Origin of the sequence: Streptomyces sp. MS191 (assembly GCF_008042125.1) — a bacterium.
Taxonomy (GTDB): domain Bacteria; phylum Actinomycetota; class Actinomycetes; order Streptomycetales; family Streptomycetaceae; genus Streptomyces.
On the sequence record NZ_RDBI01000034.1, the window covers coordinates 26,965 to 42,684 of the forward strand.

Here is a 15,720-nt window from a genome sequence, read left to right on the forward strand (position 1 = left end):
CCCGCCCCCGGACCCCGGCCCACGGCCTCACGTACAGTGGTGCGCGGGCCGTGACTGGCGCTTGAGGTGGATCACCACCGGGGAGCGGCCCCGTGGACACCGCGCACCCGCGCGGACCGCGCTGCCGTGCGCCTGGGCGAACACCGGTCATCGACGACGCCCAGGAGTGGCCCATGTCCACCAGCACCGCCTCCCTCATGGACGGCACCGCGCTCGCCCGCCGGACGGTCGAGGAGACGGCGGCACGTGCCGCCGAGGTCACCCGCCGCACCGGGGTCACCCCCTGCCTCGCCACCGTGCTCGTCGGCGCCGACCCCGCCTCCGTCACCTACGTGAAGATGAAGCAGAACCGCTGCGCGAAGGCCGGAATCCGCTCCCGCCACGTCGAGCTGCCCGCCGAGACGACGACGGAGGAGCTCGTCGCCGCGATCACCGCGCTCTCCGATGACCCCGAGGTCCACGGCATCCTGCTGCAGCACCCGGTCGGGCCGCACATCGACGAGCGCGCCGCCTTCGAGGCCATCGCCCCCGAGAAGGACGTGGACGGCGTGACCATGGCGTCCTTCGCCGCGATGGGCTTCGGGCTGCCCGGCTTCGTCTCCTGCACCCCCGGCGGCATCATGCGCCTCCTCGACGCGTACGAGGTCGCCCTCAGCGGCAAGCGGGCGGTCGTCGTCGGCCGTTCGGCGATCCTCGGCAAGCCGGCGGGCCTGCTGCTGCTCGGCCGGGACGCCACCGTCACGTACTGCCACTCCCGCACCACCGAGCTCTCCTCGATCGTCCGCGAGGCCGACGTCCTCGTGGCGGCGGTCGGCAAGCCGAACTTTATCAGGGGCGAGGACATCAAGCCGGGCGCGGTCGTCGTCGACGCCGGCTACAACCCCGGCAACGTCGGGGACGTCGACTTCGCGTCGGCCGCCGAGCGCGCCTCCCTCATCACCCCGGTGCCGGGCGGCGTGGGCCCGATGACGATCGCCGTACTGCTCGCCCAGACCGTCGAGGCGGCGGAGCGGCAGCTGGGTCTGTAGGCCCGCCCGGCCGATCTCCCCGGGACCGCCGGGCTTGATCGACGGGACGCCCTCCCGCACACTTGCCGCCACGGCGAACAGCCCGCACGGAATCGTGGATTGTCACGGTTCCGTACGGGCCGTGCTTCAACTCGCCTTCAAAGGGCGTGAGATGAGGGAAAGGAGGTGACGCTGGTCACCATGGCCCCGCTCTCCGCCGACCGGTCGTCACCCCTCCGGTACCTCCTCGTCCCGCTCCTGGTCCTGTCGGCCGTCGCCTTCCTGGCGGCGGCCCTGGTGGCGAGCCGTGACGGAGACCGGGACGCGCGGCCGGGGGACGCCGCCCGGCCCGGTGCGTCCGGCGAGGCCCGGACCACCCAGGCCGCCGGACGCCGGCCCGCACCACAGGGCGGGATCGCGACCACCCGGAGCCCCTCGCGCGTCCCCGCCACCACACCCGCACCGGCCCGCACCCGGCCGCGCSGCACCGCTTCCACCCCGCGGCCCTCCCGCAGCCCGTCACCGACGGCGTCGCCCGTGCCGTTCGACCGGCTCCGGGCGGGGGAGTGCTTCGACATCGACCGGTCCGCACCCGGCACCGTCACCCGGCGCTCCTGCGTCCGGCCCCATGACGCCCAGGTCGTGGCCGTGCTCCGGCTGACCGGCGACCACGACTCCGACGAGGAGGTGCGCGACGCGGCCGCGGCGCTCTGCCGCGACCTCCTGCGCCGCAAGGCCGCCGACCAGCCGCGCGGCACCCGCTGGACCACCTTCGTCCAGTACCCGTTCCGCACCAGCTACCTGCTCGGCACCGACACCGTGACCTGCAGTCTCGCGGTGAACGCCGGTACCGGTTCCGGGACGGGCGACGACGCCGGGGACGACGCCACGGCGACCGTACGCAAGCTCACCGCGCCGCTCCTGTGACGGCCCGTCCCTGACCCGCGCCTCGCTCCTCGCCCGCCGCCGGTCTCAGTCCTCACCCGCCGCGAGCACCGCGGCCAGCGCCGCCGCCGGGTCGGGGTCCGACGGACCCGCCGGCACCCACCGGTCCCGCTCCTTGCGGCACGCCCACCAGCGGCCGTCCACGGCGAGCCGCAGCTGGGCCTCCGCGCCGACCACCGTCCAGCGACCGGCTCCGGCCGGGCGCAGTGCCGGCCTCGGCTCGGCACCCTCCCACGCCTGCGCGAGCTGAGCCTTCGCCCGGGCGAGCGCCTCCGGTTCCGGCGCCCACTCCTCCTCCAGGGCGGCCAGGGCGGGAGCGCCGCCCACCCGCCACGCCCGGGCCGCCGGCTCCAGATCGGTCCGCCGGCGCCCGGACCCGGCGGCCAGCCGGGTCGCGATCGACGACGTCGGCGTCCCGGTCGCCACCAGCCGCACCGCGTCCTGGCCGGGCGTCAGGTCCGCCTCCACGGGCTGCCGTTCGTGCCCCGGCGCCAGCGCCTCCGCCAGCATCCGGTGGGCCCGGACGGCCGCGTCGGCCGCCAGGAACTCCAGCGCCGCCGCGTCGACCCCCGGTTCCGGGTCCGTCTCGGTGTCGAGCGACGGCGGCTCGCCCGGGACCGACGGCAGCGCGGGCGGGGCCGGCAACGGCGGCAGGATGTCCCGCGCGGCGAACGCCTCCCGCGCGGACACCCCCGCGGCGGGGGCAGCCGGCCCGTCCGCCCCGGATCCCGCCCCCGTCGCACGCGACGCGCTGCGCTCCTGGAGCTCGTCCAGCACCGCCCGCTCGCCCCGCCCACGCATCAGCAGCAGGACGAAGGGATCCTCGTCCAGCAGCCGCGCCACCTGGTAGCACAGTGCCGCCGTGTGCGGACAGTGGTCCCAGGACTCGCAGCCGCACTCCGGGTCCAGATCGCCGATGCCCGGGAGGAGTTCGAGCCCGGCCGCCGCCGCGTCCTCGACCAGGTGCGGAGGCATGTCACGGTCGAGCAGCGCCGCGATGTGCCCCGCGCTGTCCACCGCCAGGTCCAGCAACCGGTCCCACTCCTCCTCCGACAGTTCCTGCAGCAGCACGTCACTGCGGTGCGCGGTGCCGTCCCGGTCCTTGACCACCGCGGTGATCCGGCCCGGGCGCACCGACACGGCGCCCACCGCGCCCTGGCGCGCGTGGCGGCGCCCCTGCTTCAACTGCTGGTTGTCGAGCGCGGTGTCCTCCAGCGCCTTCAGCCATGCCCGGCCCCACCACGTCCGGGCGAACGCGGAACCGGGCGCCGGCGGCAGGGCCGCGAAGGTCCGCTCCTCGTCGTGCCGGCCAGCCGTGCCCTCGGTCTCGTACCCGCTCATCGTCCGTCCCCTCGCAGCTGGACCAGGTCCGCCAGTTCGGCATCCGTCAGCTCGGTCAGTGCCGCCTCGCCCGCGCCGAGCACGGCGTCGGCCAACTCCCTTTTGCGGACCAGCATGTCGGCGATGCGGTCCTCGATGGTGCCCTCGGCGATCAGCCGGTGGACCTGGACCGGCTGGGTCTGCCCGATGCGGTAGGCGCGGTCGGTCGCCTGCGCCTCCACCGCGGGATTCCACCAGCGGTCGTAGTGCACGACGTGACCGGCCCGGGTGAGGTTGAGCCCCGTGCCCGCGGCCTTCAGCGACAGCAGGAACACGGGCACGTCGCCGTCCTGGAAACGGGCCACCATCGCCTCACGCTCGGCGACCGGCGTCCCGCCGTGCAGGAACTGGGTCCGCACGCCCCTCGCCGCCAGGTGCCGTTCGAGCAGCCGCGCCATCTGCACGTACTGGGTGAAGACCAGCACGCTCGCGTCCTCGGCGAGAATCGTGTCCAGCAGTTCGTCCAGCAGCTCCAGCTTCCCCGAGCGGCCCTCGATCAGGGGACGCTCCTCCTTGAGGTACTGGGCCGGGTGGTTGCAGATCTGCTTGAGGCCGGTCAGCAGCTTCACGACCAGGCCGCGCCGTTCCATGCCGTCGGCCTCGGCGATCGCCGCGAGGGTCTCGCGCACCACCGCCTCGTACAGGCCCGCCTGTTCCTTCGTCAGGGAGACGGCGCGGTCGGTCTCGGTCTTCGGCGGCAGCTCGGGGGCGATGCCGGGGTCCGACTTGCGGCGGCGCAGCAGGAACGGGCGGACCAGCGACGCGAGCCGTTCCGCGGCGGCCGGGTCCCGGCCGCCCTCGACGGCGGAGGCGTACCGGGACCGGAAGGTGCCGAGCCGGCCGAGGAGGCCGGGTGTCGTCCAGTCGAGGATCGCCCACAGCTCGGAGAGGTTGTTCTCCACGGGCGTTCCGGTCAGGGCGACGCGTGCCTTGGTACCGATCGTGCGGAGCTGCTTCGCGGTGGCGGAGTACGGGTTCTTGACGTGCTGGGCCTCGTCCGCGACGACCAGGCCCCAGGCCGGGGCGGCGAGTCGCGCCGTGTCCAGCCGCATGGTGCCGTAGGTGGTGAGGACGAACTCGCCGTCCGCGAGCCCCTCCAGACCGCGGGCCGCACCGTGGAAGCGGCGTACGGGGGTGCCCGGCGCGAACCGCTCGATCTCACGCTGCCAGTTGCCCATGAGCGAGGTCGGGCAGACGACGAGCGTGGGTCCGGCGGCGGAGGGGTCGGTCTGCCGGTGCAGGTGGAGGGCGATGAGGGTGATCGTCTTGCCCAGTCCCATGTCGTCGGCGAGGCAGCCGCCGAGGCCCAGGGAGGTCATCCGGTGGAGCCAGTCCAGGCCGCGCAGCTGGTAGTCGCGGAGCGTCGCGGCGAGCGCCGTGGGCTGGGCGATCTCCTGCGGGCCGCCCTCCGGATCGGCCAGCCGGGCGCGCAGCTGTTCCAGCGCGCCGGTCGCCCGGACCTCGACGCGGTGGCCGGCGACCTCGGTGGTGCCGGTCAGGACGGCGCCGAGCGCGTCGACCGGGGTGACCTTGCGGTCCTGTGCGGAGCGGGCACGCCGGAGTTCGGCGGGGTCGATCAGGACCCAGCGGTCCCGCAGCCGGACCAGGGGGCGGGCGGACTCGGCCAGCCGGTCCAGCTCGGCGCGGGACAGCTCCCGGTCGCCCAGCGCGAAGCGCCAGTTGAAGGCGAGGAGGGCGTCGGCGGACAGGAACGACGGGAGCCCGGAGAGTCCGGCCCCCGGCCGGCCGTCCTGCGTGCCCGTGGTGTCCGGGCCGGCCTCGTGGGCCGGTTCGTCCGGAGGCCCGATCACCGCGGTCGTCGTGAGCCGGTGGGCCAGGTCGCGCGGCCAGTGGATCCGCACACCGGTGGCGGCGAGCGCCCGGGCGGCCGGACCGAGGAGTTCCGTGACCTCCTCGTCGGCCAGTTCCACGGCGTCCGGGACCGCCGCGGAGAGCAGCGGGGCCAGCGGAGGCCAGGCGCGGGCGGCGCGGCGCAGGGCGAGCAGGGCGTCCATCCGGGCGCGCGGGCCGAACGCGGCGCCGGACGGGCCCGATCCGGCCCAGATCTCGGCCGCGTCGGCGGCGAGCGCGGGATCGGCGACGCTGTGGATCTGCAGCACGGCCCGGAAGACCGGTCCCTCGGAGGGCGGGCCGTCGGACGCGTCGGCGCCCTCCGCGMGCGCGGAGAGGCCGGGCAGTTCGATGCGCAGGGAGAGGCGTACGCCCGCGTCGTGACCGGCTGCCACGTCGGCCGCCCAGGCCCGCTGACCGGGCAGCGTCTGCGGCTCGGGAGCGGCGAAGGCGGGGCCGCCGGCGGCGAGCGGCGCGGCCGGCGTGCGGGGCAGTGTGTCGGCGACGGCATCGACGAACGCGCGCAGCAGACCCTCCGGTTCGGGCAGCCGCAGGGCGTCCGCGCCGTCCGCCGGTGCCCCTGCCGGCGCCGTCGTGCGCTCCGGCTCCGGCAGCGGTACGGCGTGGGCGGACGGCGGCATCGAGGCGGCCAGCGTGCGCAGCGCCGACACCTCCTCGGGGCCGAGGGGGCCGGCCCGCCAGGCGTCGCGGTCGGTCGGGGTGAGACCGGGCAGGACGAGCCCCCGGGCGACGAACCCGAGGGCGAGCAGGGCGGCGGCGCCCCAGAACGCGGTGGACGGCGAGGCGTGGTCGTGCCGCCGGGCCCGGGTCAGCAGGGGCAGGGCCTCCCGAACCGGAAGGACCAGCGCCGGCACCGCGCGGGTGTCGAGGTCCGCGGTCACCACGGTCACCAGGGTCGGTCCGGCCTCGGCCCCCCGCCCGTCCGTGCGCTTCCGGTCCTCCTGCGCCCCGTGCGTCCCCCGCGTCTCCTGATCCGCCCGCCCGTCGCGGACCGTCCGGGTGTTCTCGTCGCCCTCCGGCGACCAGAAGGCGATCCGGCCTTCGCGCGGGGGGTCGGCGGGCAGGAAGACGGCGGAACAGCGGGCGAGTTCATCGGGACTCTGCGACAGCGTCAACGCATTCCTCAAATTTGACTACTGGGGTCGAGCGGCCGAGGGTACCCGATCCGCCGGCCGCGCCGGGAACGGAAACGCCGTGATCCGGCTCACACCGCTCGGACCGGGACCACCCCGGCCGATCCCAGCGCCGGCCTCGCGGTGGGGCCAGCCCCACCACCCGCACCCGGGCATCCCCCCGGGATTCCGGGGGATGCCGCCATGGCCCCAGGCGATCACCGATCCGTACGTTCGACTCAGGCCGCGCAGCCAGCGCCCAGGCCCCGCCACGGACACCGGAGACCTCCATGCCCCAGGCCACCGCCACGCTCACGGCCCCCGAGAAGGCCCCAGCCGCAGCCGCCCGGCGCGGCGCCGGGACCAGCGAGTTCGGCCCCCTGCTCCGCACGGTCAAGGAGCAGGGGCTGCTCGACCGCCGGACCGGCTGGTACGCCCGCGGGATCACCGTCAACCTCCTCGCCCTCACCGCGGTGGCCGTGGGGCTGGTCCTGCTCGGCCCGACCTGGTGGGCCCTGCCCCTGGCCGTCCCGCTCGCCCTCTTCTCCGCCCGGGCCGCCTTCGTCGGACACGACGCCGGCCACTCCCAGATCAGCGCGCACCGCAGGCGCAACCGGGCCATCCAGCTCGTCCACGCCAACCTCCTGCTCGGCATGAGCCAGGAGTGGTGGAACGACAAGCACAACCGCCACCACGCACATCCCAACCACCTGGAGAAGGATCCGGACGTCGCCGCCGACATCCTCGTCTTCGCCCAGCACCAGACGGCCGGCCGCACGGGCCTGCGCGGCTGGCTCACCCGCCACCAGGCCTGGCTGTTCTTCCCGCTGACCACCCTGGAGGGCATCGCCCTCAAGGTGTACGGCTTCCAGGCCCTGTTCTCCGCGGACGGTCCCTACCGCACCCGGCGCGACCGGCTCGTCGAGGGCGCCCTCCTCTGCGCCCACGTCGCCGGCTACGCCACGCTGCTCCTGAGCACCCTCACCCTCGGGCAGGCGCTGGTCTTCGCCCTGATCCACCAGATGCTCCTCGGGCTCCACCTCGGCATGGCCTTCGCCCCGAACCACAAGGGCATGGAGATGCCGGACGCCCACCCCGACGGCGACAGCTGGGGTCATCTGCGCCGGCAGGTGCTCACCTCGCGCAACATCCGCGGCGGCGCCGTCACCGACTGGTTCCTCGGCGGGCTGAACTACCAGATCGAGCACCATCTCTTCCCGAGCATGCCCCGGCCGCATCTCCGCCTCGCCCAGCCCGCCGTGCGTGCCCATTGCCGCACACTGGGTATCCCCTACACGGAGACCGGTTTCGTCGAGTCCTACCGGCAGGCGCTCGGTCATCTCCACGAGGTCGGCGAGCCGCTTCGCACGGCAGCCTGAACGCTGCCGGCGGCGGCCTGAGAAGGAGGCGTCGGAACCATGACGACACGCACGAAGATAGTGATCGGGGGAGTGGCCGTGGGCCTGCTCCTCATCCCCCTCATCGGATTCTGGATGTCGCTGCTCGTGATCCTGGGCGTCCCCGCCGTGGCCTACCTGGCCCTGGACCCCGGCCAGCGGCGCCGGCTGCGCCGGATCTCCCGCAAGGAACTCCGTCGCTGACACCGGAGGCCCTCCAGTAGGGTCGCGGGTGATCATCATGTTGGGGAGAGGGGAGCTCGGCGTCATGAGCGGCACGGTCACGACGGTCAGCAGCAACGGCGAGTACTCGTTCACCAAGCCGAACCGGGACAGCATCACGCTGCTGGCCGGGCTCGGTGTGGAGGGGGACGTCCACGCGGGTGTGACGGTCAGGCACCGCTCGCGGGTCGCGAAGGACCCGACCGTGCCGAACCTGCGCCAGGTGCACCTCATCCACGCCGAACTCCTCGACGAGGTCGCCGGCGCCGGTTTCGAGGTGGCGCCCGGCGCGCTCGGCGAGAACGTCACGACGCGCGGGATCGACCTGCTCGGCCTGCCCACCGGGACCCGCCTCTGGCTCGGCGCCGAGGCCGTGGTCGAGGTCACCGGGCTCCGCAACCCGTGCGCGCAGATCGACACCTACCGCCACGGACTGCTCAAGCAGGTTCTCGGCCGTGACGAGGACGGCCGGATCGTCCGCAAGGCCGGGATCATGAGCGTCGTGCTGACCGGCGGGGAGGTGCGGCCCGGCGACCCGATCACGATCGAGCTCCCGGCCGAGCCGCACCGTCCCCTGGAAATGGTCTGAACCGGGCCCTGCCGTCGGAGTTCCGCCCGGCTCGCGACGCCCGGCACCGGACACCGCGAGCCGGACAGGACCTAGCCCTCCAGCGCGCAGGAGTTGACCGGGTCACCGCCCGCGGGCCGCGCGATCGTGCGGTCGGCGGGCGGTGCCGTGCCCGCCTCCACCCACCGGGTCAGTGCCGCGAACGCCGAGCGGTAGCACGGCAGGATCGGCCGCAGCCGGTCCGGATAGGTGTCGTACAGGCCGTCGGTGTGGGTGCCGTCCTGCACCGTGTAGTACCGGTGGAGGCGGTCCCGGCCGCGCGCGTCGATCATCTGCTCGTACACGTCCGAGTCGGTCGCGATCGGCAGCAGCGTGTCCAGGTCGCCGTGCAGGGTGATGAGCGGCTTGCCGATCCGTCCGGTGAGCGCGACCTTCGCCACGGCCCGCTGGACCGCACGCGGACGGGTGGCGTAGTCGTAGGCGGCGTCCGACGCGCAGGGCGCCAGGATCCGCTCGACGGTGGTCCCGGCGGTGGTGCCCGGGCAGCTCGGATCGTACGACGGGTCGAACTCGGCTCGGAAGATCTTCTGGGTCAGCCCCCAGTACGCCTTCTCGTGGTACGGCCACAGGAACGCCGAGCCCGGCGCGAACCCGGCCGCGACCAGGTCGTCGTCGGTCGCCCGCCCGACGGAGCGCGCCACGGTCACCGGCAGGCTCGTCAGCAGGTTCGGGCCCCGGGTCGTCCACAGGACCCCTTCCCAGTCCACGCCCCCGTCGTACAGCTCGGGACGGTTCTCCAGCTGCCAGCGGGTCAGGTAGCCGGCGTTGGAGATGCCGGTCATGTACGTACGGCGCGGGGCGTGGCCGTAGCGCTGCCTGACGGCCTGCTTGGCGGCCCTGGTCAGCTCGGTCACCCGGTGGTTCCACTCGGCGACCGCGTCACCCGGCTGCCGTCCGTCGGTGAAGAAGTCCGGTCCGGTGTTCCCCTTGTCGGTGGCGGCGTAGGCGAAGCCCTGGGCGAGGACGTGGTCCGAGATCAGGGTGTCGGTGGCGTACTGGCGCCGGGTGCCCGGTGCCCCCGTGACGACCAGGCCGCCGTTCCAGTGGTCGGGGAGCCGGATGACGAACTGGGAGTCGTGGGCCCAGCCGTGGGTGGCGTTGAGGCGGGAGTCGTCCGGGAAGTAGCCGTCGATCTGGACGCCCGGGACCCCGGACGGGTTCCTGGTGCCCTTCGCCGAGAGACCGGCCTGGTCGGCCATGTCGGTGTAGGCGGTGCCGGCCAGCCCGGCGGTCGTCAGATCGCCGAGGCAGGCGGTCTGCTGCCGCTCCGCGCCGGGGACGCGCAGCAGCTCCTGACGGGCACAGGACGGGCCGCCGCCCTCGGCCCCGGCCGGGGCGGCGGGGCCGAGGACGGTCAGGCCCGTCAGGAGTGCGGCGAGCAGGGGAACGCCTCGGATCGGGCGCATGGACGGCCTCCGGTGGGACGGCGGGACGGGGATGCGTTACCCGTGGGGCGCGCCGCCACATCGTGCGGCGCGCTCCTCCCGCGCGGCCATGGTCCGGGACCACACCTCGGGCCGACGGCCCATGTGGTGCTTTCCGGTCAGGAGGGGCGGACGGCCATCGCCTCCAGCGCTTCCAGGAGGGCGGGCAGCTTCGGCCCCCGCGCCACCGGGAGGACCTCGCGCGGTTCGTCGTCCAGCAGGACGAACGCCATGTCGTCGGTCCGGGCGACCAGCGACCAGCCGGGGCCGTCGGCCCGCAGCATCCGCGCGTCACCGGTGGCGAAGCTCGACCGCACGCGGCCGACCGGCGGCGCCTCCTCCAGATAGCCGCGCAGTTCGGCGAGGGCCCGGCGGACGCCGTCGTACGGATCGGCGGGGGCCGCGTCGCCGCCTCCGGGGGCCGGGTCCGCGGTGTCCGCCGCGGCGTCCGGGGCCGGGCCGGCGCCCTCGCCGTCCGCCGGGCCGGTACCGCCCCGGTCGTCGCCGGCCGCGTCGCCGTCCTCGCCGGAGGCGTCGTCGGGGTCGTCCATCCGGGCCCGCCACGCGGCCCACTGGAGCGCCACCTCGTCGGCGCCGAGCCGGCGCTGGGCCGGGCCCCAGGCGTCCTCGGACGGCGGGGCGAGCGGCGTCCGCGCGCCCTCCTCGGGCTCCGGATCGTGCGGGGCCGGGAGGTCGGGGGCCGCCGAGGCGACCGCCAGCGGCCAGCCCGGCAGGGCGGCCACGACGGAGCGCTCGTCCGGGGAGAGGTCGTACGCCATGCCGCAGTCCCAGGAGGCGATGGCCACGGCGACCAGCGAGACGTCGTCGACGACCACCGTCCACCGGGCGCCCTCGCCGTCCTGGCCGAGCACGAGTCCGTACCCCTCGGCGTACGGCTCCAGCTCCAGCGCCGCGCACGCCGCCGGATAGTCGTCGCCGAGCACGCTCGGGAACCGCGCAGGCGTCAGCAGCACCGCCGTCAACACGTACAGCGCGTCGTCGTCGGCGGTAGGTTCCGTCCCACCCACGGCAGCCTCCCCTTCTGGTCGTCGGCGCACCTTAACCAGTGGGTAACCCGTGCGTCGAGAGTTCCCGTGCGGGAAGACGGCGAAAGTGACGCGCCCGATTCCGGCAGGCCGGGCCCGCCGCGACGGTACGCGGCGGTCCCGTGAACCGTACGGACCCGAACTTCTCCGGCATCACGTCCGGGGCGCGACGCGGCACGGCTCAGGCCGCCGGGGCCTCCGGCAGTCCGAGCAGGGAGCGGGCCACGGACTCCGGTGACTGGTCGCGCTCGCGGGCGAGCGCGATCACGGCCCGGCAGGCGAGCTCGTTGATGCCGAAGCTGAGCGCGTCGGGGGAGACCCAGCCCGCCGCCTCGTCCGCCCGGTCCTCGTCGTCCTCTGCGCCGGCCGCCACGTACACCGCCGCCGCTTCGAAGAGGTTGTGGGTCCGGCGTGGCCGGCGCGTGCCCGGTCCCGAGGACGAGGCCGGGCGGGTGGAGGGGAGAAGCCTGCGGAATCGATCACGTACGCGCGTCACGGCCTGCCGCCTTCCCCGGGCACGGCTGCCCGGCACCTCCACGGTAGACACGGAACGGGCGTGACAGAAGGGCGCGTGCCGGGCCGTCGTGACCGGCCCGTCCGTGGGGCCGTGCCCGGCTTCCGCCCGCCCCGCGGCGGGGTTCTCCGTGGTGCGCCCGCCGCGACGTTCAGCCCTCGCGGACGGCGAGCACGAGGTAACGGTGGTCGCGGTCCACGTAACTGACCATCCGCCAGCCGGAACCGGCCAGCACGGGACGGAGGTTGGGCTCGGCCCGCAGGTCGTCCCCGGTGATCCGGCGGCCGTGCCGGGCCGCGAGGGCCGCCCGGCCGATGGGGTGGAAGAGAGCGAGCCGCCCGCCGGGGCGCACCACACGGGCCAGTTCGCGCAGGTCCGCGGCGGGGTCGGCGAGATGGGAGACGAGTCCGGCGCCGAACACCGCGTCGAGCGCGCCGTCGCGCAGCGGCAGCCGGGAGACGTCGGCGAGCAGCAGTGTGCCGGCCTCGTCCCGCCCGGCCGCGGTCGCCGCGTCGAGCATCTCGGGGGTGAGGTCGGCCCCCAGGACCGTTCCGCCGGGCCCCACGGCCTCGCGCAGGGGCGGCAGGGCGCGGCCGGTGCCGCAGCCCGCGTCGAGTACGGCGTCGCCGGGGCGCAGACCGAGGTCGTTCACGGCATCGGCGTACGCGGGCCCGTCGTCGGGGAACCGCGCGTCCCAGCCGGCGGCGCGGACGCCGAAGAACTCCTGCACACGCGTCGGGTCGTCGTTCATGCGTCCATGATTCCTCAACCCCCGGGGTGAACGCTCTGTGCACACGTTCGAGCGCTGCTCGATCGTTCAGGAACATCTCTTCGTCATATTCCATCAGGTTTCGAAATGCGCCCTCAGTGCGCCCCCTTCACAGGACTAGCGTCCCTGAGCCATGGGACACCTGGACCACGCCACCTTCGGGTGGCTGACACCCGCGCTGTCGTACGTGATGGCCTGCGTCGGCGCCGCGCTCGGGCTGCGCTGCACCGTCCGCGCCCTGGAAACGACCGGCCGATCACGGCGCAACTGGCTGCTCACCGCGGCGTCCGCCCTCGGCACCGGCATCTGGACGATGCACTTCGTCGCCATGCTCGGCTTCGGGGTGACGGGGACGGACATCCGCTACAACGTTCCGCTGACCGTCCTCAGCCTGCTCATCGCCATGGCCGTCGTCGGAGTCGGCGTCTTCGCCGTCGGGTACGGCGGCGACCGCGTCGGATCGCTCCTCATCGGCGGACTCACCACCGGAATCGGCGTCGCGAGCATGCACTACATGGGAATGGCCGCGCTGCGCCTGCACGGACAGGTGCGCTACGACCCGATGCTCGTCGCGCTCTCCGTCGTCATCGCGGTCGTCGCCGCGACGGCGGCCCTCTGGGCGGCGCTCCACATCCACGCCCCGGTCGCGGTCGCGATCGCCTCGCTCGTCATGGGCGCGGCGGTCAGCAGCATGCACTACACCGGGATGTTCGCCGTGCGCGTCGACGTCGTCCCGTCGTCGGCGGAACTCTCCGGCGCCACCGTGATGCAGTTCGTCTTCCCGCTCGCCGTGGGGCTCGGCTCCTACCTCTTCATCACCTCGGCCTTCGTGGCCCTCTCGCCGACCGCACGGGAACGCGCGGCCTACACCTCGGCGGAACGCCTCACCGAACCGGACGACCGCGCGGTGGACGTCGCCCCGCCCGGATTCCGCCCCGGAGCCGCGGACGCCGGAGCGGCACACGGCACGGGGACCGGACGCACCACCGAGGCCCCGCCGTCGTACGCCTACCCGGCGGGCCCGGTCGACGAGGCCCCCGCTCGCCGGCGGGAGGCCCGCGGATGCGTCCGGCGCCCGGTCACCCCTCCCAGACCGGGCGCCGGACCCACCCGGGCACCGCCCCACCGCACACGCACCAGGACAGACGCAGCCGGAAACGAGGAGGCCATGCGAACTCCCCGCAGGAACCAGCGCCCCGACGCGACGGCGCAGCCGCACACGGCGGCACGTGGGCGGCGCGCCCACGCCGGACCACCCGCCGACGAACCGCCGGTGCCCACCCCCGAACCCCGGGCCCGGCGGGCCGAGGAGTCCGAACGGCCCGAGGAGACCGCCCCCGCCGGACCGGGCACCCTGCCCCGGCGCCGCGGACTGCGCCCGCGTACCGTCCGCGCGAAGATCGTCTCCCTGCTGATGGTCCCCGTCGTGTCGCTCCTCGCCCTGTGGGGGTTCGCCACCGTCACCACCGCGCAGGACGTCGCCCGGCTGCGCCAGCTCCAGCGGGTCGACACCGACGTCCGCCGGCCGGTCGCCGCCGCCGTCACCGCCCTGCAGGACGAACGCGCCGCCGCCGTCCGCCAGGCCGTCGCGCCCGCCGCCGCACGGGCCGCCGAGCTCAAGGAACGGATGCGGGACACCGACGCCGCCGTCGACCGGCTCCGCCTCGACGACCGGCACACCATCGGCGACACCGGCGACCTCCCCCGCGAGGTCGCCGACCGCATCGGCTCCTTCGTCACCACCGTCGGCCGGCTCAGCCGGCTCAGGGCGGCCGCCGCGGGAGGGGGCGGTGCCGACGGGAAGCAGGTGTACGAGGAGTACACCGCCGCCGTCACCTCCGCCTTCGCGATCGAGGGTGCCCTCACCGGCGTCCAGGAGGCGCAGCCCGGCACCGACGCGCGGGTGCTCCTCGAGTTCGCCCGCGCCGGCGAGATGCTCTCCCGCGAGGACGCCCTGCTCGGCGCCGCCCAACTCGGCGGGCAGCTCAACGCAGAAAGGCTTCAGCACTTCATCGGCGTCGTCGAGACGCGCCGCACCCTCGCCGCCTCGGCCGGCGCCGACCTCCGCGCGTCCGACCGAGCCGCCTGGCGGAAACTCGCCGACAGCCACGCCTACGGCCGGCTCACCGCCGCCGAGGACCGGGTCCGGGCCGCCGCGCCCGGACGCAAGGCCGCCCAGGCGTCCCCCTCCGCCGCCTGGGACGACGCCCACGACGCCGTCCGCGAGGAACTCCTCGCGATCGAGGACGAGGCCCACCGCGCCGCAGCCGACCGCGCCGACCCCTTCGGCGGCGGCGCCCTGTCACCCGGGGGAGCGGCCGTCCTCCTCGGCCTCGCCGCCGTCGCCGCCTCGCTGGTGATCTCCGTACGCATCGGCCGCGGCCTGGTCGTCGAACTCATCAGCCTGCGCAACACCGCCCTCGGGATCGCGCGCCGCAAACTCCCCGCCGCCATGCGGCGACTGCGGGCCGGCGAGGAGATCGACGTCCGGGCCGAGACCCCGCCCGGTCCCGCCCCGCAGGACGAGATCGGCCAGGTCGGCGAAGCCCTCGTCACCGTCCACCGGGCGGCCCTGTCCGCCGCCGTCGAACGCGCCGAACTCGCCAGCGGCATCTCCGGCGTCTTCGTCAACCTCGCCCGCCGCAGCCAGGTCCTCGTCCACCGCCAGCTCAACCTGCTGGACAGCATGGAGCGGCGCGCCGACGACCCGAACGAACTCGGCGACCTCTTCCGGCTCGACCACCTCACGACCCGGATGCGCCGCCACGCCGAGAGCCTGATCATCCTCTCGGGCGCCGCGCCCGGCCGGGCCTGGCGCATGCCCGTCCCGCTGACCAACGTCGTACGGGCCGCGGTCTCCGAGATCGAGGACTACGCGCGCGTCGAGGTGCGCCGGCTCCCCGAGGCGGCCGTCGTCGGCGGCGCCGTCGCGGACCTCACCCATCTCCTCGCCGAACTCGTCGAGAACGCCGCCCAGTTCTCCCCGCCGCACACCAAGGTCCGGATCAGCGGTGAACCCGTCGGCAACGGCTACGCCCTGGAGATCGAGGACCGTGGACTCGGCATGGGCAAGGAGACGCTCGCCGAGGCCAACACGAGGATCCGGCAGTCCGAGGCCCTCGACCTCTTCGACAGCGACCGGCTGGGCCTGTTCGTGGTCAGCCGCCTCTCCTCGCGGCACGACATCAAGGTCCACCTCCGGACCTCGCCCTACGGCGGGACGACCGCGGTGGTCCTGCTCCCCACCGAGCTGCTGCAGGGCGCGCTGCCCCCGGGCAGGGGCCGGCACCACGCGACGACGGTGACGGTGGACGACCGGGACCCCGTCGAGGGCACGGCGCCGCGGCAGTCGGGCGCCGCCGCCGTCGGGCCCGCCCCGGCCCAGGCCCCCGCCCCGGCTCAGC

At 74.9% G+C, this 15,720-nt stretch carries 12 protein-coding genes and 1 riboswitch; of the genes, 6 read left to right on the plus strand and 6 right to left on the minus strand.

The window, feature by feature from the left end; translation table 11 throughout:
* Positions 1-40: 40 nt before the first annotated feature.
* Positions 41-145: riboswitch (ZMP/ZTP riboswitch) on the plus strand.
* A 28-nt stretch (positions 146-173) separates the two neighbouring features.
* Complete coding sequence (locus EAO71_RS04390; protein ID WP_147976446.1) at positions 174-1,028, plus strand: bifunctional 5,10-methylenetetrahydrofolate dehydrogenase/5,10-methenyltetrahydrofolate cyclohydrolase; 855 nt, start codon at positions 174-176, stop codon at positions 1,026-1,028.
* Between the two features lie 165 nt (positions 1,029-1,193).
* On the plus strand, positions 1,194-1,934 hold the full coding sequence (locus EAO71_RS04395) for a hypothetical protein (RefSeq protein ID WP_147976447.1): 741 nt from the start codon (positions 1,194-1,196) through the stop codon (positions 1,932-1,934).
* Between the two features lie 45 nt (positions 1,935-1,979).
* On the opposite strand, the gene EAO71_RS04400 is transcribed toward EAO71_RS04395, so the two are convergent.
* Both EAO71_RS04400 and EAO71_RS04405 read right to left on the minus strand, forming a co-directional pair.
* On the minus strand, positions 1,980-3,293 hold the full coding sequence (locus EAO71_RS04400; protein WP_147976448.1) for an SWF or SNF family helicase: 1,314 nt from the start codon (positions 3,291-3,293) through the stop codon (positions 1,980-1,982).
* Positions 3,290-6,319 (minus strand): DEAD/DEAH box helicase, encoded by a 3,030-nt coding sequence (locus EAO71_RS04405; protein WP_261991997.1) that lies wholly within the window; start codon positions 6,317-6,319, stop codon positions 3,290-3,292. Before EAO71_RS04405 ends, EAO71_RS04400 begins: the two co-directional genes overlap by 4 nt.
* Positions 6,320-6,606: 287 nt before the next feature.
* On the opposite strand from EAO71_RS04405, the gene EAO71_RS04410 reads away from it, so the two are divergent.
* From EAO71_RS04410 to EAO71_RS04420, 3 genes are all read left to right on the plus strand, one after another.
* A complete protein-coding gene (locus EAO71_RS04410) occupies positions 6,607-7,695 on the plus strand; it encodes a fatty acid desaturase family protein (protein ID WP_147976449.1) in 1,089 nt (362 codons plus the stop codon).
* Between the two features lie 39 nt (positions 7,696-7,734).
* Positions 7,735-7,917, plus strand: a complete 183-nt coding sequence (locus tag EAO71_RS04415) for a hypothetical protein (RefSeq protein ID WP_147976450.1) — start codon at positions 7,735-7,737, stop codon at positions 7,915-7,917.
* Between the two features lie 64 nt (positions 7,918-7,981).
* The gene (locus EAO71_RS04420) at positions 7,982-8,524 is read left to right on the plus strand and encodes an MOSC domain-containing protein (RefSeq protein WP_147976451.1); all 543 of its coding nucleotides are present in this window, start codon (positions 7,982-7,984) and stop codon (positions 8,522-8,524) included.
* 71 nt (positions 8,525-8,595) lie between these two features.
* Here the strand turns inward: EAO71_RS04420 and EAO71_RS04425 are convergent, their stop codons facing one another.
* The 4 genes from EAO71_RS04425 to EAO71_RS04440 all read right to left on the minus strand — a co-directional run bounded on the left by EAO71_RS04425 (position 8,596) and on the right by EAO71_RS04440 (position 12,298).
* On the minus strand, positions 8,596-9,969 hold the full coding sequence (locus EAO71_RS04425) for a tannase/feruloyl esterase family alpha/beta hydrolase (protein ID WP_147976452.1): 1,374 nt from the start codon (positions 9,967-9,969) through the stop codon (positions 8,596-8,598).
* A 137-nt stretch (positions 9,970-10,106) separates the two neighbouring features.
* Positions 10,107-11,015 (minus strand): hypothetical protein, encoded by a 909-nt coding sequence (locus tag EAO71_RS04430; RefSeq protein ID WP_147976453.1) that lies wholly within the window; start codon positions 11,013-11,015, stop codon positions 10,107-10,109.
* Between the two features lie 199 nt (positions 11,016-11,214).
* Complete coding sequence (locus tag EAO71_RS04435; RefSeq protein ID WP_147976454.1) at positions 11,215-11,529, minus strand: hypothetical protein; 315 nt, start codon at positions 11,527-11,529, stop codon at positions 11,215-11,217.
* Between the two features lie 169 nt (positions 11,530-11,698).
* Positions 11,699-12,298, minus strand: coding sequence for a class I SAM-dependent methyltransferase (locus EAO71_RS04440; protein WP_147976455.1), 600 nt, complete (start codon positions 12,296-12,298; stop codon positions 11,699-11,701).
* Between the two features lie 151 nt (positions 12,299-12,449).
* Here EAO71_RS04440 and EAO71_RS04450 point away from each other — a divergent pair.
* Positions 12,450-15,720 (plus strand): MHYT domain-containing protein (locus EAO71_RS04450; RefSeq protein ID WP_410093949.1); only part of this gene is annotated, 3,271 nt, incomplete at its 3' end.

What these genes read in the sequence shown, in the direction of transcription:
- EAO71_RS04390 (WP_147976446.1), top strand. Translation starts at nt 174, where the DNA reads ATGTCCACCAGCACCGCCTCCCTCATGGACGGCACCGCGCTCGCCCGC.
- EAO71_RS04400 (WP_147976448.1), bottom strand. Translation starts at nt 3,293, where the DNA reads ATGAGCGGGTACGAGACCGAGGGCACGGCTGGCCGGCACGACGAGGAG.
- EAO71_RS04410 (WP_147976449.1), top strand. Translation starts at nt 6,607, where the DNA reads ATGCCCCAGGCCACCGCCACGCTCACGGCCCCCGAGAAGGCCCCAGCC.
- EAO71_RS04415 (WP_147976450.1), top strand. Translation starts at nt 7,735, where the DNA reads ATGACGACACGCACGAAGATAGTGATCGGGGGAGTGGCCGTGGGCCTG.
- EAO71_RS04420 (WP_147976451.1), top strand. Translation starts at nt 7,982, where the DNA reads ATGAGCGGCACGGTCACGACGGTCAGCAGCAACGGCGAGTACTCGTTC.
- EAO71_RS04425 (WP_147976452.1), bottom strand. Translation starts at nt 9,969, where the DNA reads ATGCGCCCGATCCGAGGCGTTCCCCTGCTCGCCGCACTCCTGACGGGC.
- EAO71_RS04440 (WP_147976455.1), bottom strand. Translation starts at nt 12,298, where the DNA reads ATGAACGACGACCCGACGCGTGTGCAGGAGTTCTTCGGCGTCCGCGCC.